The organism is Polaromonas sp. C04 (assembly GCF_002002705.1).
Lineage (GTDB): Bacteria > Pseudomonadota > Gammaproteobacteria > Burkholderiales > Burkholderiaceae_C > Rhodoferax_A.
Genome location: NZ_MUNS01000022.1, coordinates 206,044 through 226,317, shown reverse-complemented (window position 1 = coordinate 226,317; position 20,274 = coordinate 206,044). Strand labels below are relative to the sequence as shown.

Annotated in this window: 21 protein-coding genes; 17 read left to right on the top strand and 4 right to left on the bottom strand. The window is 66.0% G+C overall.

What is annotated here, in order from left to right:
- Nucleotides 1-40: 40 nt before the first annotated feature.
- Both B0E49_RS04860 and B0E49_RS04855 read right to left on the bottom strand, forming a co-directional pair.
- Nucleotides 41-997 carry a PDR/VanB family oxidoreductase gene (locus B0E49_RS04860; RefSeq protein ID WP_174571065.1) on the bottom strand — a complete coding sequence of 319 codons (957 nt, stop codon included), beginning with the start codon at nt 995-997 and terminating at the stop codon, nt 41-43.
- Between the two features lie 5 nt (nt 998-1,002).
- Nucleotides 1,003-2,037 (bottom strand): aromatic ring-hydroxylating dioxygenase subunit alpha, encoded by a 1,035-nt coding sequence (locus B0E49_RS04855; protein WP_077560832.1) that lies wholly within the window; start codon nt 2,035-2,037, stop codon nt 1,003-1,005.
- A gap of 229 nt (nt 2,038-2,266) precedes the next feature.
- On the opposite strand from B0E49_RS04855, the gene B0E49_RS04850 reads away from it, so the two are divergent.
- The 11 genes from B0E49_RS04850 (at nt 2,267) to B0E49_RS04800 (ending at nt 12,970) form a co-directional block, all read left to right on the top strand.
- On the top strand, nt 2,267-3,031 hold the full coding sequence (locus B0E49_RS04850) for a GntR family transcriptional regulator (RefSeq protein ID WP_077560831.1): 765 nt from the start codon (nt 2,267-2,269) through the stop codon (nt 3,029-3,031).
- A 170-nt stretch (nt 3,032-3,201) separates the two neighbouring features.
- The gene (locus B0E49_RS04845) at nt 3,202-4,377 is read left to right on the top strand and encodes an ABC transporter substrate-binding protein (protein ID WP_077560830.1); all 1,176 of its coding nucleotides are present in this window, start codon (nt 3,202-3,204) and stop codon (nt 4,375-4,377) included.
- A 36-nt stretch (nt 4,378-4,413) separates the two neighbouring features.
- Nucleotides 4,414-5,286, top strand: coding sequence for a branched-chain amino acid ABC transporter permease (locus B0E49_RS04840; protein ID WP_077560829.1), 873 nt, complete (start codon nt 4,414-4,416; stop codon nt 5,284-5,286).
- On the top strand, nt 5,286-6,266 hold the full coding sequence (locus B0E49_RS04835) for a branched-chain amino acid ABC transporter permease (protein ID WP_077560828.1): 981 nt from the start codon (nt 5,286-5,288) through the stop codon (nt 6,264-6,266). Before B0E49_RS04840 ends, B0E49_RS04835 begins: the two co-directional genes overlap by 1 nt.
- Entirely contained in the window at nt 6,263-7,045 is a 783-nt protein-coding gene (locus tag B0E49_RS04830) for an ABC transporter ATP-binding protein (protein ID WP_077560827.1), read from the top strand. Before B0E49_RS04835 ends, B0E49_RS04830 begins: the two co-directional genes overlap by 4 nt.
- A complete protein-coding gene (locus B0E49_RS04825) occupies nt 7,038-7,766 on the top strand; it encodes an ABC transporter ATP-binding protein (RefSeq protein WP_077560826.1) in 729 nt (242 codons plus the stop codon). Before B0E49_RS04830 ends, B0E49_RS04825 begins: the two co-directional genes overlap by 8 nt.
- Nucleotides 7,767-7,853: 87 nt before the next feature.
- The gene (locus B0E49_RS04820; protein WP_077560825.1) at nt 7,854-8,837 is read left to right on the top strand and encodes a Bug family tripartite tricarboxylate transporter substrate binding protein; all 984 of its coding nucleotides are present in this window, start codon (nt 7,854-7,856) and stop codon (nt 8,835-8,837) included.
- Nucleotides 8,838-8,871: 34 nt separating this feature from the next.
- On the top strand, nt 8,872-9,855 hold the full coding sequence (locus B0E49_RS04815) for a tripartite tricarboxylate transporter substrate binding protein (protein WP_077560824.1): 984 nt from the start codon (nt 8,872-8,874) through the stop codon (nt 9,853-9,855).
- A gap of 1 nt (nt 9,856) precedes the next feature.
- A complete protein-coding gene (locus B0E49_RS04810) occupies nt 9,857-10,822 on the top strand; it encodes an amidohydrolase family protein (RefSeq protein ID WP_077560823.1) in 966 nt (321 codons plus the stop codon).
- Nucleotides 10,823-11,042: 220 nt separating this feature from the next.
- A complete protein-coding gene (locus tag B0E49_RS04805) occupies nt 11,043-12,026 on the top strand; it encodes a Bug family tripartite tricarboxylate transporter substrate binding protein (protein WP_077560822.1) in 984 nt (327 codons plus the stop codon).
- A 26-nt stretch (nt 12,027-12,052) separates the two neighbouring features.
- The gene (locus B0E49_RS04800) at nt 12,053-12,970 is read left to right on the top strand and encodes an NAD(P)-dependent oxidoreductase (RefSeq protein WP_077560821.1); all 918 of its coding nucleotides are present in this window, start codon (nt 12,053-12,055) and stop codon (nt 12,968-12,970) included.
- 204 nt (nt 12,971-13,174) lie between these two features.
- Here the strand turns inward: B0E49_RS04800 and B0E49_RS04790 are convergent, their stop codons facing one another.
- Together B0E49_RS04790 and B0E49_RS04785 are read right to left on the bottom strand one after the other, a co-directional pair.
- Nucleotides 13,175-14,116, bottom strand: a complete 942-nt coding sequence (locus tag B0E49_RS04790) for a 2-hydroxyacid dehydrogenase (protein WP_077560819.1) — start codon at nt 14,114-14,116, stop codon at nt 13,175-13,177.
- 6 nt (nt 14,117-14,122) lie between these two features.
- Nucleotides 14,123-15,031 (bottom strand): LysR substrate-binding domain-containing protein, encoded by a 909-nt coding sequence (locus tag B0E49_RS04785; protein WP_077560818.1) that lies wholly within the window; start codon nt 15,029-15,031, stop codon nt 14,123-14,125.
- A 252-nt stretch (nt 15,032-15,283) separates the two neighbouring features.
- On the opposite strand from B0E49_RS04785, the gene B0E49_RS04780 reads away from it, so the two are divergent.
- The 6 genes from B0E49_RS04780 to B0E49_RS04755 are packed head-to-tail and all read left to right on the top strand — an operon-like array spanning nt 15,284 to nt 20,220.
- Entirely contained in the window at nt 15,284-16,312 is a 1,029-nt protein-coding gene (locus B0E49_RS04780; RefSeq protein WP_077560817.1) for an amidohydrolase family protein, read from the top strand.
- A gap of 25 nt (nt 16,313-16,337) precedes the next feature.
- The gene (gene ligK, locus B0E49_RS04775) at nt 16,338-17,021 is read left to right on the top strand and encodes a 4-carboxy-4-hydroxy-2-oxoadipate aldolase/oxaloacetate decarboxylase (protein ID WP_502688697.1); all 684 of its coding nucleotides are present in this window, start codon (nt 16,338-16,340) and stop codon (nt 17,019-17,021) included.
- Nucleotides 17,022-17,030: 9 nt separating this feature from the next.
- Nucleotides 17,031-17,957: an amidohydrolase family protein gene (locus B0E49_RS04770; RefSeq protein WP_077560815.1), complete on the top strand. Its 927-nt coding sequence runs from the start codon at nt 17,031-17,033 to the stop codon at nt 17,955-17,957.
- Between the two features lies 1 nt (nt 17,958).
- On the top strand, nt 17,959-18,411 hold the full coding sequence (ligA, locus tag B0E49_RS04765) for a protocatechuate 4,5-dioxygenase subunit alpha (protein WP_077560814.1): 453 nt from the start codon (nt 17,959-17,961) through the stop codon (nt 18,409-18,411).
- Nucleotide 18,412: 1 nt separating this feature from the next.
- On the top strand, nt 18,413-19,267 hold the full coding sequence (locus B0E49_RS04760) for a class III extradiol dioxygenase subunit beta (RefSeq protein ID WP_077560813.1): 855 nt from the start codon (nt 18,413-18,415) through the stop codon (nt 19,265-19,267).
- On the top strand, nt 19,267-20,220 hold the full coding sequence (locus B0E49_RS04755) for a Gfo/Idh/MocA family oxidoreductase (protein WP_174571064.1): 954 nt from the start codon (nt 19,267-19,269) through the stop codon (nt 20,218-20,220). Before B0E49_RS04760 ends, B0E49_RS04755 begins: the two co-directional genes overlap by 1 nt.
- Nucleotides 20,221-20,274 lie beyond the last annotated feature (54 nt).

Genomic DNA, 20,274 nt, shown 5'->3' with positions numbered 1-20,274 from the left:
CCGGGACATGACCCGGACCGCGACAGAGACTTGCGCGGTGTCACAAATCAAGCACCAGCGTTTTACTCCTGGCGCGCGAGCAGCACGGGGTGAACTGGTCATTCTTGGCATGTTCTTCATCCGTGAAGTACATATCCCGGTGGTCCGGCTCCCCCTCCAGCACGCGCGTGATGCAGGTGCCGCAAACGCCCTGCTCGCAGGAGGTGAGGATCTCGATTCCGTTGTCCTTTAGCACCTGGATGATGGTTTTGTCGGGGGCGATGGCATAGGTTTTCCCGGTGCTCGCGATCCTGACTTCAAAACCGGTGTCGCCGGAGGTGTCCTGCGCCGCGCCGCTGAAATATTCCAGATGGATCTGATCGCTCGGCCACCCTTTGGCCTTGGCCGTGTTGATGACATGGTCGATGAAGCCGCCCGGGCCGCAGACGTAAAGCTGGGTGTCGGGCGCTGGTGCCGCGAGAATTGCGTCCAGGTCCATCTTTTGCTCGGGCGCGCCCGCATCGAAGTGGAATTGAACCTGGCTGGCGAACCGCGAGGCGCCGATGTACTCGCGAAACGCGGTGCGCTCCATGGAGCGCGTGCAGTAGTGCAGCGTGAAGTCCGCACCGATCTGCGCCAGCCGCTCGGCCATGCACAAGAGCGGCGTCACGCCGATGCCGCCCGCAAACAGCAGCGAACGCCGGGCGTGCTGGAGCGGGAAGTGATTCTTCGGCTCGCTGATCTGGATCTCGTCGCCTTCGTTCACCGCGTCGTGCATGGCCACCGAGCCGCCACGTGAGCCCGCGTCGCGCAGCACGGCAATGCGGTAGCGGTGCTGTTCGATGGAGGCATTGCACAACGAGTACTGGCGCGTCAGCCCGCCGGGCGCCTGCACGTCGATGTGCGAGCCGGCGCTGAACGCCGGCAGGGGCGCGCCATCCGCGCGCGCCAGCTCGAAGCTGACAATGTCCTGCGCTTCCTGTGTTTTTTTGACGACCTTGACGGCAATGGTTTCCATGGCGTTCACCGATCGGCTTCCTGCGCGATGAGGCGGTCCAGAATGCGCCGCGACTGCACGCCGCCCGCATCGATGTTGAGCATCAGCAGGCGGCGCTCGGGATACCGTGCGATGTTTTCCTGCTGCGCCTCGAGGACGGCCAGGTCCTCCGCGAAGACCTTGGCCTGGCCGTCGCGGATCGCGGCGGTGAGCGCTTCATCCTTGGGGTTGAAGTTGCGCGCCATGCCCCAGAAATACCACATCGACGTTTCTGTTTCGGGCGTGCAGAAGTCCACCACGATGCTGTACACCTTGTCCTTGGGGTCCGCATGGTAGCCGCCCTTGCCGGCATGGGCGACGCCGACTTCGATCATGACGTGGCAGGGCGGCGTGAAGCGTGAGATCTGCCAGCGGTCGACCGGAACGTCGTCCGCCAGGTTGTTGCCGCGCAGGTTCGCGCGCCAGAAGGGTGGCGGCATGACGTTTTCCATGAAGCGGCTGGTGGTGACGATATCGCCTTCCAGCTTGGTGGTGACGGGGGCCTCGTCGATTTCACTCTGTCCGATGCTGGTGGTGTGCACATAGGCCTCGTGGGTCAGGTCCATGAGGTTGTCGATCATCAGGCGGTAGTTGCAGTTGATGTGGTACAGGCCGCCGCCATAGGCCCACTCGGGGTGCTCCGCCCATTCGAGATGGTGGATCTTCGCAGGGTCCGCCAGTTTTTCGTCGCCGGTCCAGACCCAGATGAAGCCGTAGCGCTCCACCACCGGAAAAGTGCGCGTGCGCGGAAAGCCCTGCACGCGCTGGCCGGGCATGGAGACGGTCTTGCCATCGCAGCCCACCCGCAGTCCGTGGTAGCCGCACATCAGGCTGCCGTCGTCGCAGACCTTGCCCAGCGACAGTCGCGCGCCGCGGTGCGGGCAGAAATCCTCGAGGGCCGCGACCTTGCCGTCCGGGCCGCGGAAAAAAACGATCTTCTCGCCGCAAATCTGCCGCCCCAGCGGCTTGTCGGCGATTTCGGCCGGCGTACAGGCGACGTACCAGGCGTTCTTGGGAAACATGTCTTGCTCCAGAGAGAGTGTGAAACCATCAGGGCCGTCCCTGCACAAAGGCCGGGCGAGGCCGCGGTGCACGATGGATTTGCGCCGCAATTATGCTTCGATGCTCAATGAATGTATACAGAAAATCAAAAATACCCTGATAGATAGCACTATATAGCTTTGTTTGATTGATTTCTGTATACAATTAAAATCACTCAACACCCCTCAAGCGACGTCCTACTTCTCCTTCATGGATGCAACCAGTCCGATCACGGCCGATGTCCCTGAGGCCGCTACTTCGCAGGCCGTGAAGGCCCAGCTGCGCCTGCGCGAGATGATCCTGGCGGGCGAGTTGCCGGGCGGCGCGCGGATTGCCGAGCTGACCATCGTCGAGAAGCTGGGTGTCTCGCGCACTCCCATCCGGGCCGCGCTGATGCGGCTGGAGCAGGAGGGCCTGCTCGACGCACTGCCCAATGGCGGCTATGCCGTGCGCACCTTTTCCGAGCGCGACGTGTCCGAGGCCATCGAGCTGCGCGGCACACTGGAGGGCCTGTCGGCGCGACTGGCGGCCGAGCGCGGCGTGGCGCCCAAGCTGCTCGCCGCGGCGCGCGAGTGCCTGGACCGGATCGACGCCGTGCTGAGCCAGCCCGCGCTCGATGACGAGGCGTTCTCCAGCTACGTGACCCTGAACGAGACGTTCCACGCTCTGGTGGGCGACATGGCCGGCAGCAGCGTCATCGCGCGCGAACTGGAGCGCGTCGTGAGCCTGCCGTTTGCCTCGCCCTCGGGCTTTGTCGTGCAGCAGGCCAATTCACCGCAGGCGCGCGACATGCTGGTCGTGGCGCAGGACCAGCACCGGCAGGTGCTCGATGCGATCGCCGCGCGCGAAGGCTCGCGCGCCGAAGCCATCATGCGCGAGCACTCGCGCATCGCCCAGCGCAACTTGCGCGAAGCCCTCGAAAACCGGCAGCTTGATCAGATGCCGGGCGTGCGGCTGATCCGCACACGGGCCTGAAATGCGGTTTGCCGCGCTGGCGTTATTGCAATTTGCTATAACAAGTAGTCGCAAATTGGCCTTGCCAGCGCGCCGATCTGTCGTAATAGTGCGGTGCGGGTTTGATCCGATGGCGCCAATGTGTCGAACAAGCGACGATTCCCATGACCCGATTCACCCTGGAGACACCCATGAAAAAAAGAGTATTTCTCAGCGCCACTGCTCTGGCGGCCATGTCGCTGCCATCGCTCAGTGCGCTGGCGCAGAGCAACACCTTCAAGATCGGCCTGATCCTGCCCATGACCGGGCAGCAGGCATCGACGGGACGCCAGGTCGAGGCCGGGGTGCGCCTGTACATGGCGCAAAACGGCGACATGGTGGCGGGCAAGAAGGTCGAGCTGATCGTCAAGGACGACACCAGCCTGCCCGACGTGACCAAGCGGCTCGCGCAGGAACTGGTGGTGAACGACAAGGTCAACGTGCTGGCGGGCTTCGGCATCACGCCGTCGGCGCTGGCCACGGCACCGATTGCCACGCAGTCCAAGACCCCTGAAGTGGTGATGGCCGCGGCCACCTCGAGCATCACCGAGGCCTCGCCCTACATCGTGCGCACCAGCTTCACCTTGCCGCAGGTCTCGGTGGCGCTGGCGGACTGGGCGCCGAAGAACGGCATCACGAAGGTCGTCACGCTGGTCAGCGACTACGGCCCCGGCATTGATGCCGAGAAATACTTCAAGGAGCGCCTGACCTTCAACGGCGGGCGCGTCATCGACTCGCTGCGTGTGCCGCTGCGCAACCCGGACTTCGCGCCGTTCCTGCAAAAGGTGCGCGACGAAAATCCGGACGCGCTGTTCGTGTTCGTGCCCTCGGGCGCGGGTGCCGCGGTCATGAAGCAGTTTCTCGAGCGCGGCATGGGCAAGGCCGGCATCAAGCTGATCGCCACCGGCGACGTGACCGATGACGACCAGCTCAACGACATGGGCAATGGCGCCCTGGGCGTTGTGACCTCGCATCACTACTCCGCGGCCCATCCGTCGGCCATGAACAAGAAGTTTGTCGCCGCTTTTGGCGCCGCCAACAAGGGCATGCGCCCCAACTTCATGGCCGTGGGCGGCTATGACGGCATGCACGTGATCTATGAAGCGCTCAAGAAGACCAAGGGGCAGGGCGGCGGCGATGCACTGCTGGCCGCGATGAAGGGGCAGATTTTCGAGAGCCCGCGCGGCCCGATCTATATCGATGCGCAGACCCGCGACATCGTGCAGAACGTTTACCTGCGCAAGGTCGAAAAGGTCGACGGCCAGCTCTACAACGTCGAGTTCGACGTGATCAAGGACGTCAAGGATCCGGGCAAGAGCAAAAAGTAAACAGGACGTGACGTTGCGCGGCCTCTCCCTCCAGACGTGATCACCATTCTTTTTGACGGCATTGCCTACGGCATGCTGCTGTTCGTGCTCGCCGTCGGCCTGGCGGTGACGCTGGGCCTGATGAACTTCATCAACCTGGCGCACGGCGCCTTTGCCATGGCCGGCGGCTACATCACGGTACTGCTGATGCAGCGCCTGGGCGTGCCGTTCCTGTGGTGCCTGCTGCTGGCTTTCGTGCTGGTCGGCCTGCTCGGCGCGCTGCTGGAGCGCACGCTGTACCGCCCCATGTACAGCAAGCCGCCCCTCGACCAGGTGCTGTTTTCCATCGGACTGGCCTTCATGGCGGTCGCGGGGGTCGACTACTTCATGGGATCGAGCCAGCAGAACGTGCAGCTGCCCGAATGGCTGAGCGGGCGCACCGAGATCGGCCACGGCGCCTGGATGCTGGGCATGGGGCATTACCGGCTGTTCATCATCGTGCTGTGCGCTCTGCTTACCGTCGCGCTGCAGCTGCTGCTGTCGCGCACGCGTTTCGGCAGCCGCCTGCGCGCGTCCGTCGATGACCCGCGCGTGGCCGCCGGCCTGGGCATCAACGTCAACGTGGTGTTTCTGCTGACGTTTGCGGTGGGCTCCGGGCTGGCGGGCCTGGGCGGTGCGCTGGGCGCCGAAATCCTGGGGCTGGATCCGACCTTTCCGCTCAAGTACATGATCTACTTCCTGATCGTGGTGTCGGTCGGCGGCACCTCGTCCATCACCGGGCCGCTGCTGGCCGCGCTGCTGCTGGGCATTGCCGATGTGGCGGGCAAGTACTTCATTCCCACGCTGGGCGCTTTCATCGTCTACACGCTCATGATCCTGATCCTGATGTGGCGGCCCGAAGGCCTGTTCACGCGCAAGGGAGGCAAGTGATGCCGCCCCTGTCACCGCGCGACGCCCGCGCCGAGTTGCTGCAACTGTCGCGCTGGCGGGCGTGGGAGCCGCTGGTGTGGCTGCTGGCGTTTGCCGCGCCGTGGCTGCTGCCCAGCCAGGCGCTGATGATCAACGAGATCGCCATCGTGGCGCTGTTCGCCATCTCGCTGGACCTGATCCTGGGTTACACCGGCATTGTCTCGCTCGGCCATGCGGCGTTCTTCGGCTTCGGCGCTTACACGGGCGCGCTGTTCGCCAAGCTCGTCATGCCCGATCCGGTGGTCGGCCTGCTGGTGGCAATGGCGCTGTCGGCACTCCTGGGCGCGCTGTGCAGCATCACCATCCTGCGCGGCACCGACCTGACCCGCCTGATGGTCACGCTGGGCATCGCCCTGATCCTGCTGGAGCTGGCCAACAAGCTGGACTGGCTCACCGGCGGCGCCGACGGCCTGCAGGGCGTGATTCTCGGCCCGGTGCTGGGCCGGTTTGAATTCGACCTGTCCGGGCGCACCGCCGCCTGGTATTCGCTGTCGGTGCTGCTGCTGCTGTTCCTGGTGCTGCGCCGGCTCGTCAACTCGCCCTTTGGCGCCACGCTCAAGGCCATCCGCGACAACCGCCTGCGCGCCATGGCCATCGGCATTCCGGTGCGCTCGCGCCTGGTCGTGATCTACACCGTGGCCGCCGCCGTGGCCGGTGCCGCCGGCGCCCTGCTGGCACAGACCACGGGCTTTGCCTCGCTCGACGTGCTGGCCTTCGACCGCTCGGCCGACGTGCTGCTGATGCTGGTGATCGGCGGGGTCGGCTGGCTGTACGGCGGCATTGCCGGCGCCATCGTGTTCAAGCTGCTGCAGGACAACCTGTCCTCCATCACGCCGCAGTACTGGATGTTCTGGATCGGCCTGATCCTGGTGCTGCTGGTGCGCGTCGGGCGCGAGCGTTTGCTGCGCCCGTGGACCTGGTGGCGAAGGAGCGGCTCATGAGTGGCGTGAATTCCGCGCAGCCCGAGGTCGTGCTGTCGGCCCAGGGGCTGGTCAAACGCTTTGGCGGCATCACCGCCACCAGCAACGTCACTTTGAGTCTGCACCGCGGCGCGCGCCATGCGCTGATCGGCCCGAACGGCGCCGGCAAGACGACGCTGATCAACCTGCTCACCGGCGTGCTGCAGCCGTCCGAGGGACGCATCGTGCTGGAGGGCCAGGACATCACGCAGCTGGCGCCGCACCAGCGCGTGCGCCGCGGCATGGTGCGCACCTTCCAGATCAACCAGCTGTTCGACTCCATGACGCCGCTGCAGACGCTGGCGCTCGTGATTTCTAAGCAAAAAGGACTGGGAGCCCAATGGTGGCATGCGCTTGGTGCTAGTAAAGATGTAGCACAGCGGGCCCAGAAGCTGCTTGAACAATTTCACCTTGCCGACGTGCAGAACCAGCCCACGCAGGTGCTGGCCTATGGCAAACGCCGCCTGCTGGAGATTGCCATCGCGCTGGCTTGCGAGCCGCGCGTGCTGCTGCTCGACGAGCCGGTGGCGGGCGTGCCGGCGGGCGAGCGCGAGGAACTGCTGCAGACCGTGGCGGCACTGCCCGCCGACGTCTCGGTGCTGCTGATCGAACACGACATGGATCTGGTCTTCAGCTTCGCCAGCCGCATGACGGTGCTCGTCAACGGCGCGGTGCTGACCGAGGGCGACCCCGAGCAGATTGCCAGCGACCCGCAGGTCAAGGCGGTGTACCTGGGGCATGGGGAGAGCGAGCATGCCTGAGCTGCTCAAAGTAGAAAACCTGAGCGCCGGCTACGGCGAGGCCGTGGTGCTGCAGAACGTGTCGCTGACATTGGCCGAGGGCGACACGCTGGCGCTGCTGGGGCGCAATGGCACCGGCAAGACGACGCTGATCAATACGCTGGCCGGCGCGACGCGCCAGCATGGCGGCAGCATCATGCTGGGCGATGTGACGCTGCACAAGCTGGCGTCTTACCAGCGCGCGGCCGCCGGTATCGGCTGGGTGCCGCAGGAACGCAACATCTTCAAGTCGCTCACGGTGCACGAGAACCTGACGGCGGTGGAGCGGGCCGGTCGGGCCGGCAGCACGGCGCGGCGCTGGACGCCCGAGCGCGTGTACGAGATGTTCCCGCGCCTGGCCGAGCGCAAGACCAACCTGGGCACGCAGCTGTCGGGCGGCGAGCAGCAAATGCTGGCCGTGGGCCGCGCGCTGGTGCTGAACCCGCGGCTGCTGCTGCTCGACGAGCCGCTCGAAGGGCTGGCGCCGATCATCGTGGAAGAGCTGCTGCGTGCGATCCGGCGCATCACGCGCGAGGAGGGTCTGTCGGCCATCATCGTCGAGCAGCATCCGCAGGCCATCCTGGCGATTTCCGACCGCGCCGTGGTGCTGGACCGCGGCACGGTCGTGCACGCGGGCACGGCGCAGGAACTGCGCGAGCGCCCCGAGTTGCTGGACAGGCTGCTGGGCGTGGCGCGCGCCTGAGACGGCGGCAGGCGTGACCACGGCATAGGTATGGCAGCCGCCAGCCTCCGATTCACCTGGACAAAGCTTGAAGAGGACCTGTGAAAAATGAAACGACGCCACATTCTCCAGACGACGGCCGCAGCGCTGGCAGCATCAGCCTTGGGTGCCAACCTGGCCCGCGCTGCAGGCTGGCCCGTCAGACCCATCAAAATCGTCGTACCGTTCGGCCCTGGTGGCGAAGCCGACGTGACGGCCCGAATTGTCGGCCAGAAACTCAGCGAGCAGTTGCACCAAAGCGTGATCATCGAAAACCGCCCGGGCGCGGGCGGGGTCGTGGCCGGTGAACTGGTGGCGCGGGCGGCACCGGACGGCTACACCCTGCTGCTTATGACCAACGGCACGGCGGTGAGTGAGGGTCTGTTCAAGCATCTCCCGTTCGATGCACAAAAAGACTTCGCCCCGATTTCGACCCTTGGTTTTTTCGACCTCGTGATCGTCGTGCCCGCGGATTCGCGCTTCAAGACGCTGGCGGACCTGCTGGCCTATGCCCGCGGGAATCCCGACAAGCTCAGCCTGGGCACCATCAACATCGGCAGTACGCAGAACCTGGCCGCACAACTGTTCAAGACCACGGCCGGCCTGCATGCACAGATCGTACCGTTCAATGGCAACGGAGCGGTCCTCACCGTGCTGCGCAGTGGCCAGATCGACGCTGCGGTAGTGGGGCTGAGCTCCATCATGTCGCAGATCCGTGCCGGCGCCGTGCGCGCTTTGGCCGCGATGGGCGAGAAGCGCGCACCGGATCTGCCACAGGTACCCACCGTGCGCGAGAGCGGCGGCGCGCTGGCCCAATTCAACGTGGCCTCGTGGAACGCGCTGGCCGCGCCCGCCAAAACGCCCCCCGACGTGCTGCAGCGACTGAACCAGGAGGTCGTCGCCGCGCTGCAATCGCCCGACGTGATCCACAGCCTGACCCAGATCAACGTTCAGCCCCGGCCCGGCACGCCGGCGCAGCTGGCCGAGTTGCTCGGCAGCGAGATCCGGCGCTGGGGCGGAGTCATCAAAAGCGCCGGCATTCCCCAGCAATGAATCCTTCATTCACTTCTTCCATGGAGCTTCACTCATGACTCAGACTTTTTTCCGCCGGGCGGCGCGCAGCCTGCTGCCCGCCTTGGGCCTCGCGCTCTCGCTGGGCGCCTTTGCGGAGCAGGGCTACCCGTCCAGGCCACTGCGCCTCGTCGTGCCGTTCGCCGCCGGCGGTGCCGTGGACACGGTGGCGCGCGTGATCGGCGCGCGCCTGTCGACGCAGCTCGGCCAGCCGGTGCTGGTTGAAAACAAGCCCGGCGCCAACGGCGACATCGGTGCCGACGTGGTGGCCAAGGCCGCGCCCGACGGCTATACCCTGCTGGTGGGCGCCAACGGCCTGGCGACCAACATGACGCTGTATCCGAAGCTGCCGTTCAACACGCTGCGCGACTTCGCGCCCATCTCGCGCCTGGGCTATGCGCCGCTGGTGCTGGTGACGGCATCATCCCAGCCCTTTAAAACGACACGGGAGTTGCTGGCGTGGGGCGAGAAGCATCCGGGCCAACTCACCTACGGCTCGGCCGGCAACGGCAGCTCGGGACATCTCGCCGGCGCGCTGCTGGCCTCGACCGCCCACATCGACGCGATGCATGTGCCCTACAAGGGCGGCGCACCCGCCCTGGTGGACCTGATCGCGGGGCGCACCTCGTTCATGCTGCTCAACCCGCTGGAAGTGCTGGCGCACGTGAAGTCCGGGCGGCTGCGTGCGCTGGGTGCCAGCGGCAGCCAGCGCATTGCGCTCCTGCCCGAAGTGCCGACGCTGGCCGAGTCGGGCCTGCCGGGCTTTGAGGCCAGTGTCTGGTGGGGTTTGCTGGCGCCGGCCGGCACGCCGAGCGAGATCGTGGCTCGCCTGAACGCCGAGACGACCAAGGCGCTGGCCGACCCTGCCGTGCGCGAGCGGTTGATGTCGCTCGGCGCGGTGATCACACCGAGCACGCCAGATCAGTTCAGTGCCTTCCTGCACACCGAGATCGATAAATGGGCCGGCGTGATCAAGGCGGCCCATATCCAGGCGGACTGAAATGAAATTCTCCAATATTGTTGCGAATATCGTTGTGGCGGGCGGCATGGCCTGCGCGCTCATACCCGTGGCCAGGGCGCAAGGTCCGGGCTTTGCGCTGTTCGACACGCACACCCACTTCTACAGCAGTGACTTCGCGAAATTTCCGCTCCATGCCGAGCATGCCTACATGGGCAAGGCCGTAATGGAGGCACGCGCCGCGAATCAGCCCAACGACACGACGAAGGTCTTTCGCGAATGGCAAGACAACGGCGTCGGGGGCGGGGTTGGCATCCAGTACGGCGCCGCCTACGTGTCCGATAACCGGTACCTCCTGTCAGTCGCCGCGGGCAACAAGGGGAAGGTCGTGCCGGTCGCGATCGTCGATCCGGCGAAGCCTGATGCAGCCGAGGAGCTGACTCGGCTCGTCAAAAACGACGGGGTCGTGGGCTTTCGCAAACTGGGTCAGAGAGCGCCGGACGGCGGCTACCCCTGGATGAGCTCGGAAGGCATGCTGAAGCTATGGCAAGTGGCCAACGACCAGGGCCTGGTCGTCGAGCTGATGCCCTATCCCAGGAGCCCGGACCCGAAGTTCCTCCAGGAGATTGGCCGTCTCGCCGACCAGTTCCCGAAGGCAAAGATCGTGCTGGACCATTGCGACTGGCCGGCCGCCGAGGGGGCTCCGTCCTACGGTATCGACGATTCCTACGCCGCTCTGGCAAAACACCACAACGTCTATCTGAAATTCACAACCGAAAACTTCGAGCGCCTGAAGTTCGACCTTGCTTTGACGCGAGGCCTTGTCGGCCAACTGGTCAAGGTGTTCGGCGCCAATCACGTGATGTGGGGGTCTGACGCCGGGAATACGATGATGGACTACTCGAAGATGGTCGGCTACGCCCTCGCGGCGACCAGCCAGTTGAGTCCGGCAGATCAACAGGACGTTCTTGCATCGACCGGACGGGCCGTCTTTTCGGTGACACGCTGAGTGCGACCCATTGGCCGTACGGCGTGACCGCTGACCGTTCGTCCTGGCGCTTTTCCGGGGTTTAGCTACGGTAACGGTACTGGCTACGATGTGGGTATGCGGACCAGCTTCTGATTTTTGCAAGTCAATTGGCATCACGAATCAACCCGGCTACCGTAGCGCGGAACGGTTCGATGCGCAAATCGGCGGGCTGGTGATTTAAAGAAAGGGATTCTTGAAAATGCAACGCCGCCCCTTCCTCCAAAGCGCCGCCGCAGCCCTGGCTGCATCCATGTCATGGTCTGGCGTGGCGCGCGCGGCAGACTGGCCCAGCCGGCTCATCAAGATCGTCGTGCCGTTCGGTCCGGGCGGTGTGGCCGATGTGACGGCCCGCATCGTGGCCAAAAAACTCGGCGAACAACTGCACCAAAGCGTGATCATCGAAAACCGTCCGGGGGCGGGCGGTGTGGTGGCGGGTGAACTGGTGGCCCGGGCCGCGCCCGACGGCTACACCCTGCTGCTCATGAGCAACGGCACCGCCGTGAGCGAAGGCTTGTTCAGGCACTTGCCGTTCGATGCGCAAAAGGACTTCGCCCCGATCTCGACGCTTGGCTTTTTCGACATCGTGTTTGTCGTGCCCGCGGATTCGCGCTTCAAGACACTGGCGGACCTGCTGGCCTTTGCCCGGGCAAATCCCGACAAGCTCAACCTGGGCACCGTGAATATCGGCAGCACGCAGAACCTCGCCGCACAACTGTTCAAGACCACGGCCGGCATCCATGCGCAGATCGTTCCCTTCAACGCGACCGGCGCGGTCCTCACCGCGCTGCGCAGCGGGCAGATCGACGCCGGGGTGGAGGTGCTCAGTCCGATGATGTCGCAGATCCGCGGAGGAACTCTGCGTGCGCTGGCCGTGATGGGCGAGAAGCGCGCACCCGAACTTCCTCAGGTGCCCACCGTGCGCGAGAGCGGCGGTGCGCTGGCCGGGTTCTACGCCGCCTCGTGGAACGCTCTGGCCGCGCCCGCCAAGACGCCCCCCGACGTGCTGCAGCGACTGAACCAGGAGGTCGTCGCCGCGCTGAAGTCGCCTGATGTGATCCACAGCCTGACCCAGATCAACGTTCAGCCCCGGCCTGGCACGCCGGCGCAGCTGGCCGAGCTGCTGGGTGCCGAGATCCGGCGCTGGGGCGGTGTCATCAAGAGCGCAGGCATTCCTCAGCAATAACCAGCTCAAGCGGGAAGGTCCATCACATGCAACCACAGCACATCGGCCTGATCGGCTACGGCGAAGTCGGCAAAACGTTTTCGGCGGGGCTGAAAGACAAGCCCGGCGTCGCGGGCACGGGCGCCTGGGACCTGAAGTTCGCCGCTGCGGCGACGCAAGGCCCCGAGCGCGCGCATGCGGCGCAGGCCGGCGTCACGGTGCACGATTCGATGGGGGCACTGTGCGCGGCGAGCGACCTCATCGTCTCCGCCGTGACGGCCTCCAATACCCTGGCGGTGGCGCAGGAGGCCGCGCAGCACATTCGACCGGGCACCCTGTTTCTGGATCTCAACTCGGCCTCGCCCGGGACCAAGGAGCAGTGCGCCGCGCTGATCGACGCCCGCGGGGCGCACTACGTCGAGGCCGGTGTCATGACCTCGGTGCCGCCCTATGGCATCCGGGTGCCGATGCTGCTGGGCGGCGCGCATGCCGCGGCACTGGCGGGCGTGCTCACCGCCTGGGGCATGGACGCCAAGGTGGTGAGCGAGCGGCTCGGCGTGGCCAGCGCGATCAAGATGTGCCGCAGCGTGATGATCAAGGGGCTGGAGGCGCTGGTGATCGAGAGCTACACCACCGCGCGCGCCTATGGCGTGGAAGACCATGTGCTGCCGACCCTGGCCGAAACCTTCCCCAGCATCGACTGGCCACAGACCGGCGCCTATTTCTTCAGCCGCGTGGTACAGCACGGCCAGCGCCGCGCCGAGGAAATGCGCGAGTCGGCCAACACCGTGCGTGAGGCGGGCTTTGTGCCCTTCATGGCCGCCGCCATCGCCGACAAGCAGCAATGGGTAGCCGATCAGGCGCGCGCCGGCGTGTTCGCGGGTCTTGCGAAGGACGCGCGCTGGCAGGACTATGCGGACCGTCTGATCGCGGCGCGCGAGCCGTCTTTGCTATCCAAAAAGTAGCTGTTTGTGCATAGCCGGCATGGGCTGGCGGCACTTTTCTCGTAAGTCTTTCCATTGCGCTTCGCCCGACCCGCGAGGCATAAAACCGGCGCGGCCAAATGCCAGGAATACCGCGGAACCGGCTTGGCCGGGCCGCAGGTGCTGCCCCCGGCGAGGGGGGTGGCGAAGCGACACGAAGTGCGCGCAGCCAGGGGGTGAGCCCCATCACACCGGCGAGAGCACCGGCCGGCCTGCAAAGTGCGCCTGCATGTTGGCGAGAAAGCGCGTGACGGTCGCCTGCACCGCCTCGGGCGAGCGCCCCGCAACGTGCGGCGTGAGCACGATGTTGGGCAGCGCGATGAGCTCCTCGGGCCGGTGCGGCTCGCTCTCATAGACGTCGATGCCGGCCGCGCCGAGGCGGCGCTCGCGCAGCACCCGCGCCAGCGCCTGCGTGTCGACCACGCTGCCGCGCGCGATGTTCACCAGCGCCCCCTGCGGGCCGATGGCCTCCAGCACCGCCTCGTTCACCAGGTGCCGCGTGCCGGCGCCGCCGGGCGTGGCCACCACCAGGAAGTCGCACCAGCGCGCCAGCGCCAGCGGGCTGTCGAACCAGGCGGGCGCCGCGCCGTCCCGGCGGTGGCGGCTGTGGTAGCCCACCGTCATGTCGAAGCCGCCGGCGCGCCGCGCGATCTTTTGCCCGATCAGCCCGTAGCCCAGGATGCCGAGCCGCTTGCCCGAGACCGAGGGCGCGTAGTCGGGGATCTGGTCGCGCCACACGCCATCGCGGCAGGCGCGATCCAGCTGCACGATGCCGCGCACGGCCGCGATCAGCAGGCCGAAGGCATGGTCGGCCACGCAGTCGTCGTTGGTGCCGGCGCCGTTCGCCACGACGATGCCGCGCGCTCGTGCGGCCGCCACGTCGATCTGCTCGTAGCCCGCGCCGAGCGCGCAGACCAGCTCCAGCGCGGGCAGGGCGGCGATCTCGGCGCCCGTGAGGCCGATCGGGCCAATGGTCAGCACGGCCCGCACGCGCATGCCGTGGGCCGCGATGGCCTGGGCGCGCAGCGCGGCATCCGGCGCATGGATCACGTCATAGGCGGCGGCGATCTGCGCGAGGTACGGCTGTGGCAGCGGGCACAGGACCAGCAAAGGGATGGTGGGTGTCATGGTGGTTCAAGCGGTGGTGAGGACGGTGCCAAGGGTCTCGCGAAGCAGCGCCAGCATGGCCTGCTGGGTCAGCGTGGCAGGGCGCAGCGAGCTGACCGCGAGCGACAGCTCGCTGCGCAGCGACGGCGTGCGGATCGGCCGCGTGATGTAGTTTGACGCCTTGCCCGAGGTGGCCACGGCGTTCATGGACAGCACGGCGCTGCCGGCGCCATCGGCCACCAGGTCGAGGATCGCGGGCACGCCGTCGATCTCCAGCGCGATCTGCGGCCGGCAGCCGAGTCGCGCCAGTTCGGACTCGACCAGCATGCGCATGGCGTTGGGCCGGGTCGGGATGACGAGCGGGATCGCCGCCAGCTCGCGCAGCGTGATCGGGGCTGCGCGTGCGCGGCGCGATGCCGGCACCCGGCGCTGCACCAGAAACAACTCCTCGTGCAGCAGCGCCGTCGCCTCGATGCCCGGTGTCGGCAGGGTGTTGTACAGCAGCGCAATGTCGAGCCGTCCCGTGACCAGCGCTTCGCGCAGTGACACCGACAGGCCTTCGCTGATCGACAGCGCGGCATCAGGCAACTGCGAGCGCGCAGCGCGCGTGAGCGGCACCGTCAGCACCTTCGCAAGGCTCGGCGGCAGGCCCAGGGCGACCTGGCCGGCCAGCGCGCCGCGCACCCGGCCCAGCTCCTCGCGCGCGCGCTCGACCTGGTGCAGGATGCCGCGGCCGTGTTCCAGCAGCAGCTTGCCGGCCTCGGTGGGGCTGGCGCCGCGGCCGTTGCGCACCAGCAGGTTTTGCCGCAGCTCGACCTCGAGCAGCCGCACCTGGCGGCTCAGCGCCGGCTGCGCCACATTCAGCACGACGGAGGCGCGCGTGAAGCTGCCGAGCTCGGCGACCCGCACGAAATACTCGATCTGTTTTAAGTCCATGGGAAACAATGGTTGAATGGCCCTCATCCGGCCATGCCTGAATGATATAGCTGCTAGTGACCCCATCCCCTTCATTTTTGGCGCCCGCGCGACCACAATCGAGCGCATGAGAACACCGCTTGCGCCATGCCGGGCGGCGGTAAAGGGCAAGGCGGGGATGCGGCCATTTGGCTGCCGGCCTCGCAGGGACCCCCGCAAGCGCTATATTGATTTTCTGCTTCAACGATCCATCGACACGGGAAGGACGCGACCATGATCATCGACTGCCACGGCCACTACACCACGGCGCCCAAGGCGCTGGAGAACTGGCGCAACCAGCAAATTGCCGGCATCAAGGACCCGGCCCTCAAGCCCCGCGTGGCGGACCTGCGCATCAGCGACGACGAGTTGCGCGAATCGATTGAAACGAATCAGCTCGCCAAGATGAAGGAGCGCGGCTCCGACCTGACCATCTTCAGCCCGCGCGCGAGCTTCATGGCGCACCACATCGGCGACTTCGAGGTGTCCCAGGCCTGGGCCGCGATCTGCAACGAACTGTGCTACCGCGTGTCGCAGCTGTTCCCTGACCACTTCGTCCCGGCCGCCATGCTGCCGCAGTCGCCGGGGGTGGATCCCAAGACCTGCATTCCCGAACTCGAGAAATGCGTGAAGGAATACGGCAACGTCGGCATCAACCTGAACCCCGACCCCTCGGGCGGCCACTGGAATTCGCCGCCGCTGTCGGACCGGCACTGGTACCCGATCTACGAAAAGATGGTCGAGTACGACATCCCTGCGATGATCCACGTCAGCACGAGCTGCAACCCGGCCTTCCACACGACCGGCGCGCACTACCTGAACGCGGACACCACGGCCTTCATGCAGTGCCTGACCTCGGACCTGTTCAAGGACTTCCCGACGCTGCGCTTCCTGATCCCGCACGGCGGCGGCGCCGTGCCCTACCACTGGGGGCGATTCCGGGGCCTGGCGCAGGAGCTCAAGAAACCGCTGCTGTCCGAGCACCTGCTGAACAACATCTACTTCGACACCTGCGTCTACCACCAGCCCGGCATCGACCTGCTGAACACCGTGATCCCGGTGAAGAACGTGCTGTTCGCCTCGGAGATGATCGGCGCGGTGCGCGGCATCGACCCCGAGACGGGCCACTACTACGACGACACCAAGCGCTATATCGAGGCCAGCAAGATCCTGAGCGCGGCCGACCGCCACCAGATCTACGAAGGGAATGCGCGCCGGGTGTTTCCGCGGCTGGACGCTGCATTGAAGGCCAAGGGCAAGTAACCAAACAAGGAGACTCACCATGAGCATGAATCAACTGGGTATCGTGAAACGCAACATCGTGCGCGCCGACAAGGCCGCGGTCGAAAAGCTCTCGCAATTCGGTGTTGCCACCGTGCATGAGGCCATGGGCCGGGTCGGCCTGATGAAGCCCTACATGCGCCCCATCTACACGGGCGCCCGCCTGTGCGGCACGGCGGTGACCATCCTGCTGCAGCCGGGCGACAACTGGATGATGCACGTGGCCGCCGAGCAGTTGCAGAGCGGCGACGTGGCCGTGGCCGCCTGCACCACCGACAACTTCGACGGCTTCTTTGGCGACCTGCTGGCGACCAGCTTCAAGGCGCGCGGTGCCAGGGGCCTGATCATCGATGCGGGCGTGCGCGATGTGGCCGAACTGGAGAAGATGGATTTTCCGGTGTTCAGCCGCGCCATTCATGCCAAGGGCACGATCAAGGCCACGCTGGGCTCGGTGAATATTCCCGTGGTGTGCGCCGGTGCCCTGGTCAATCCGGGTGACGTGGTGGTGGCCGACGCGGACGGCGTCGTGGTGGTGCCCGCCGCGATTGCGCAACAGGTGGCCGATGCGGCCGAGAAGCGCGAAAGCTTCGAGGGCGAAAAACGCGCCAAGTTCGCCGCGGGCGTGCTGGGCCTGGACCTGTACAAGATGCGCGAGCCGCTGGAAAAAGCCGGCCTCAAATACATCGACTGAAGATACACCATGTCAAAACCCACCACCGGTGATTTCACCAAGACCCCTGGCTGGCTCGACTGGTATGCCGGCCCGAGCAAGCCCCGGTTCCAGCTGCCCGCAGGCAGCGTGGACGCGCACTGCCACGTGTTCGGCCCCGGCGCCGAGTTTCCCTATGCGCCCGAGCGCAAGTACACACCGTGCGACGCCAGCAAGGCCCAGCTGTTCGCGCTGCGCGACCACCTGGGTTTCGAGAAGAACGTGATCGTGCAGGCCACCTGCCACGGCGCCGACAACAGCGCGCTGCTCGATGCGCTGCACGCCGCCAACGGCCGCGCGCGCGGCGTCGCCACCGTGCGGCGCAGCGTGAGCGATGGCGATCTGCAGGCCATGCACGACGCCGGCGTGCGCGGCGTGCGCTTCAACTTCGTCAAGCGCCTGGTGGACTTCACACCCAAAGAAGAGCTGCTGGAAATTGCCGGCCGCATTGCCCAATGGGGCTGGCACGTGGTGATCTACTTCGAGGCGGTGGACCTGCCCGAACTGTGGGACTTCTTCACCGCACTGCCGACCACCGTGGTGGTGGACCACATGGGCCGCCCCGATGTGAGCAAGCCGGTGGACGGCCCCGAGTTCGGGCTGTTCCTGAAGTTCATGCGCGAGCACGGCAACGTCTGGAGCAAGGTCACCTGCCCGGAGCGCCTGAGCGTGACCGGCCCGAAGGCTTTGAACGGCGAGCAAAATGCCTACCGCGATGTGGTCCCGTTTGCCCGGCGTATCGTGGACGAGTTCCCGGATCGCGTGCTCTGGGGCACCGACTGGCCGCATCCGAACCTGAAGGACCACATGCCCGACGACGGCCTGCTGGTGGACTTCATCCCGCACATCGCGCCGACGCCGGAGCAGCAGCGCAAACTGCTGGTGGACAATCCGAACCGACTTTATTGGGGAGCCTGATATGTCACTCGAAAAACCGTATCTGGACGTTCCGGGCACCACCATCTTCGATGCCGAGCAATCGCGCAAGGGCTACCACCTGAACCAGTTCTGCATGTCGCTCATGCAGGCCGCGAACCGCGAACGCTTCAAGGCCAATGAGCGGGCCTACCTGGACGAGTGGCCCATGACCGAGGCGCAGAAGCAGGCCGTGCTCGCGCGCGACCTGAACAAATGCATCAGCCTGGGCGGCAACATCTACTTCCTCGCCAAGATCGGCGCGACCGACGGCAAGAGCTTCCAGCAGATGGCCGGCAGCATGACCGGCATGACGGAGGAGGAGTACCGCGACATGATGATCCACGGCGGCCGCTCGGTCGAAGGCAACCGCCGCACCGGCGAAGACGGCGACGCGCAGCCGCAGCACCAGCCCCAGGGCAAGGCAGGCCGAAGCGGCCAGAAAGCGAGTATCTGAAATGGCCAGAATCACCGCCAGCGTCTACACCTCGCATATCCCGGCGATCGGTGCCGCGCTCGACCTGGGCAAGACCCATGAACCTTACTGGCAGCCGGTGTTCCAGGGTTACGAGTCATCCCGGCAGTGGCTGAAGGACAACCGGCCCGATGTCATCTTTCTGGTCTACAACGACCACGCCACCGCCTTCAGCCTGGACATGATCCCCACGTTCGCGATCGGCACGGCCGCCGAGTTCAAACCGGCGGACGAGGGCTGGGGCGCCCGGCCCGTGCCCACCGTGATCGGCCACCCGGAGCTGGCCTCGCATATCGCGCAGTCGGTGATCCAGCAGGACTTTGACCTCACCATCGTGAACAAGATGGACGTGGACCACGGCCTCACGGTGCCGCTGTCGCTGCTGTGCGGCCAGCCGCAGGCCTGGCCCTGCCCGGTGATCCCGTTTGCCGTCAACGTGGTGCAGTACCCCGTGCCGAGCGGCCAGCGCTGCTTCAACCTGGGCCAGGCCATCCGCAAGGCCGTCGAGTCGTATGACGAGCCGCTCAATGTGCAGATCTGGGGCACGGGCGGCATGAGCCACCAGCTGCAGGGCCCGCGCGCGGGTCTCATCAACAAGGCATTCGACAACGCCTTCCTCGACCAGCTGATCGCCGACCCCGCGGCGCTGGCGAAGAAGCCTCACATCGACTACGTGCGTGAAGCCGGCAGCGAGGGCATCGAACTCGTGATGTGGCTGATCGCGCGCGGCGCCATGGCCGACGTGGCCGGTGGCAAGCCGCCCCGGGTGGCGCACCGCTTCTACCATGTCCCCGCATCCAACACGGCCGTCGGCCACCTGATTCTGGAGAATCCATAATGTCCAAAACCATCAAAGTCGCCCTCGCGGGCGCCGGCGCATTCGGCATCAAGCACCTGGACGGCATCAAGAACATCGACGGCGTCGAAGTCGTCTCGCTGGTCAGCCGGGAGCTGGACAAGACGAGGGAAGTCGCCGCCAGATACGGCATTGGCCACGTGACGACCGATCTGGCGGACAGCCTCGCGCTGGCCGAAGTGGACGCCGTCATCCTGTGCACGCCCACGCAGATGCATGCCGAGCAGAGCATCGCCTGCCTGAAGGCCGGCAAGCACGTGCAGGTCGAGATTCCGCTGGCCGACAGCCTCAAGGAGGCCGAAGCCGTGGTGGCGCTGGCACGCCAGAGCGGCCGCGTCGCCATGTGCGGCCACACGCGCCGCTTCAACCCCAGCCACCAGTATGTGCACCAGCAGATCGAGGCCGGCAAGTTCAACATCCAGCAGATGGACGTGCAGACCTACTTCTTCCGCCGCACCAACATGAACGCACTGGGCCAGCCGCGCAGCTGGACCGACCACCTGCTGTGGCACCACGCCGCGCACACGGTGGACCTGTTCGCGTACCAGGCCGGCAGCGCTATCGTGCAGGCCAACGCCGTGCAGGGCCCGATCCATCCGCAGCTCGGCATCGCCATGGACATGAGCATCCAGCTCAAGGCTGCGAACGGCGCGATCTGCACGCTGAGCCTGTCCTTCAACAACGATGGGCCGCTCGGCACTTTTTTCCGCTACATCGGCGACACCGCGACCTACATTGCGCGCTATGACGACCTGTTCACGGGCAAGGACGAGAAGATCGACGTGTCCAAGGTGGCCGTGTCCATGAACGGCATCGAGCTGCAGGACCGCGAGTTCTTCGCCGCCATCCGCGAGGGCCGCGAGCCGAACTCCAGCGTGGCGCAGGTGCTTCCGTGCTACCAGGTGCTGGACCAGCTGGAGCGGCAGCTGCGCTGAGCGGACGCTCCTGATTCAATAGCTGCCCGCGCCCGTACCATATGGGCTGCGGGC

Excerpts from the sequence above, each read along its gene's own strand:
- B0E49_RS04830 (WP_077560827.1), top strand. The coding sequence starts at position 6,263 with ATGAGTGGCGTGAATTCCGCGCAGCCCGAGGTCGTGCTGTCGGCCCAG.
- B0E49_RS04810 (WP_077560823.1), top strand. The coding sequence starts at position 9,857 with ATGAAATTCTCCAATATTGTTGCGAATATCGTTGTGGCGGGCGGCATG.
- B0E49_RS04780 (WP_077560817.1), top strand. The coding sequence starts at position 15,284 with ATGATCATCGACTGCCACGGCCACTACACCACGGCGCCCAAGGCGCTG.
- B0E49_RS04845 (WP_077560830.1), top strand. The coding sequence starts at position 3,202 with ATGAAAAAAAGAGTATTTCTCAGCGCCACTGCTCTGGCGGCCATGTCG.
- B0E49_RS04770 (WP_077560815.1), top strand. The coding sequence starts at position 17,031 with ATGTCAAAACCCACCACCGGTGATTTCACCAAGACCCCTGGCTGGCTC.
- B0E49_RS04800 (WP_077560821.1), top strand. The coding sequence starts at position 12,053 with ATGCAACCACAGCACATCGGCCTGATCGGCTACGGCGAAGTCGGCAAA.
- B0E49_RS04785 (WP_077560818.1), bottom strand. The coding sequence starts at position 15,031 with ATGGACTTAAAACAGATCGAGTATTTCGTGCGGGTCGCCGAGCTCGGC.
- B0E49_RS04825 (WP_077560826.1), top strand. The coding sequence starts at position 7,038 with ATGCCTGAGCTGCTCAAAGTAGAAAACCTGAGCGCCGGCTACGGCGAG.
- B0E49_RS04760 (WP_077560813.1), top strand. The coding sequence starts at position 18,413 with ATGGCCAGAATCACCGCCAGCGTCTACACCTCGCATATCCCGGCGATC.
- B0E49_RS04860 (WP_174571065.1), bottom strand. The coding sequence starts at position 997 with ATGGAAACCATTGCCGTCAAGGTCGTCAAAAAAACACAGGAAGCGCAG.
- B0E49_RS04835 (WP_077560828.1), top strand. The coding sequence starts at position 5,286 with ATGCCGCCCCTGTCACCGCGCGACGCCCGCGCCGAGTTGCTGCAACTG.
- B0E49_RS04850 (WP_077560831.1), top strand. The coding sequence starts at position 2,267 with ATGGATGCAACCAGTCCGATCACGGCCGATGTCCCTGAGGCCGCTACT.
- ligA (WP_077560814.1), top strand. The coding sequence starts at position 17,959 with ATGTCACTCGAAAAACCGTATCTGGACGTTCCGGGCACCACCATCTTC.
- B0E49_RS04855 (WP_077560832.1), bottom strand. The coding sequence starts at position 2,037 with ATGTTTCCCAAGAACGCCTGGTACGTCGCCTGTACGCCGGCCGAAATC.
- B0E49_RS04790 (WP_077560819.1), bottom strand. The coding sequence starts at position 14,116 with ATGACACCCACCATCCCTTTGCTGGTCCTGTGCCCGCTGCCACAGCCG.
- ligK (WP_502688697.1), top strand. The coding sequence starts at position 16,338 with ATGAATCAACTGGGTATCGTGAAACGCAACATCGTGCGCGCCGACAAG.
- B0E49_RS04815 (WP_077560824.1), top strand. The coding sequence starts at position 8,872 with ATGACTCAGACTTTTTTCCGCCGGGCGGCGCGCAGCCTGCTGCCCGCC.
- B0E49_RS04805 (WP_077560822.1), top strand. The coding sequence starts at position 11,043 with ATGCAACGCCGCCCCTTCCTCCAAAGCGCCGCCGCAGCCCTGGCTGCA.
- B0E49_RS04755 (WP_174571064.1), top strand. The coding sequence starts at position 19,267 with ATGTCCAAAACCATCAAAGTCGCCCTCGCGGGCGCCGGCGCATTCGGC.
- B0E49_RS04820 (WP_077560825.1), top strand. The coding sequence starts at position 7,854 with ATGAAACGACGCCACATTCTCCAGACGACGGCCGCAGCGCTGGCAGCA.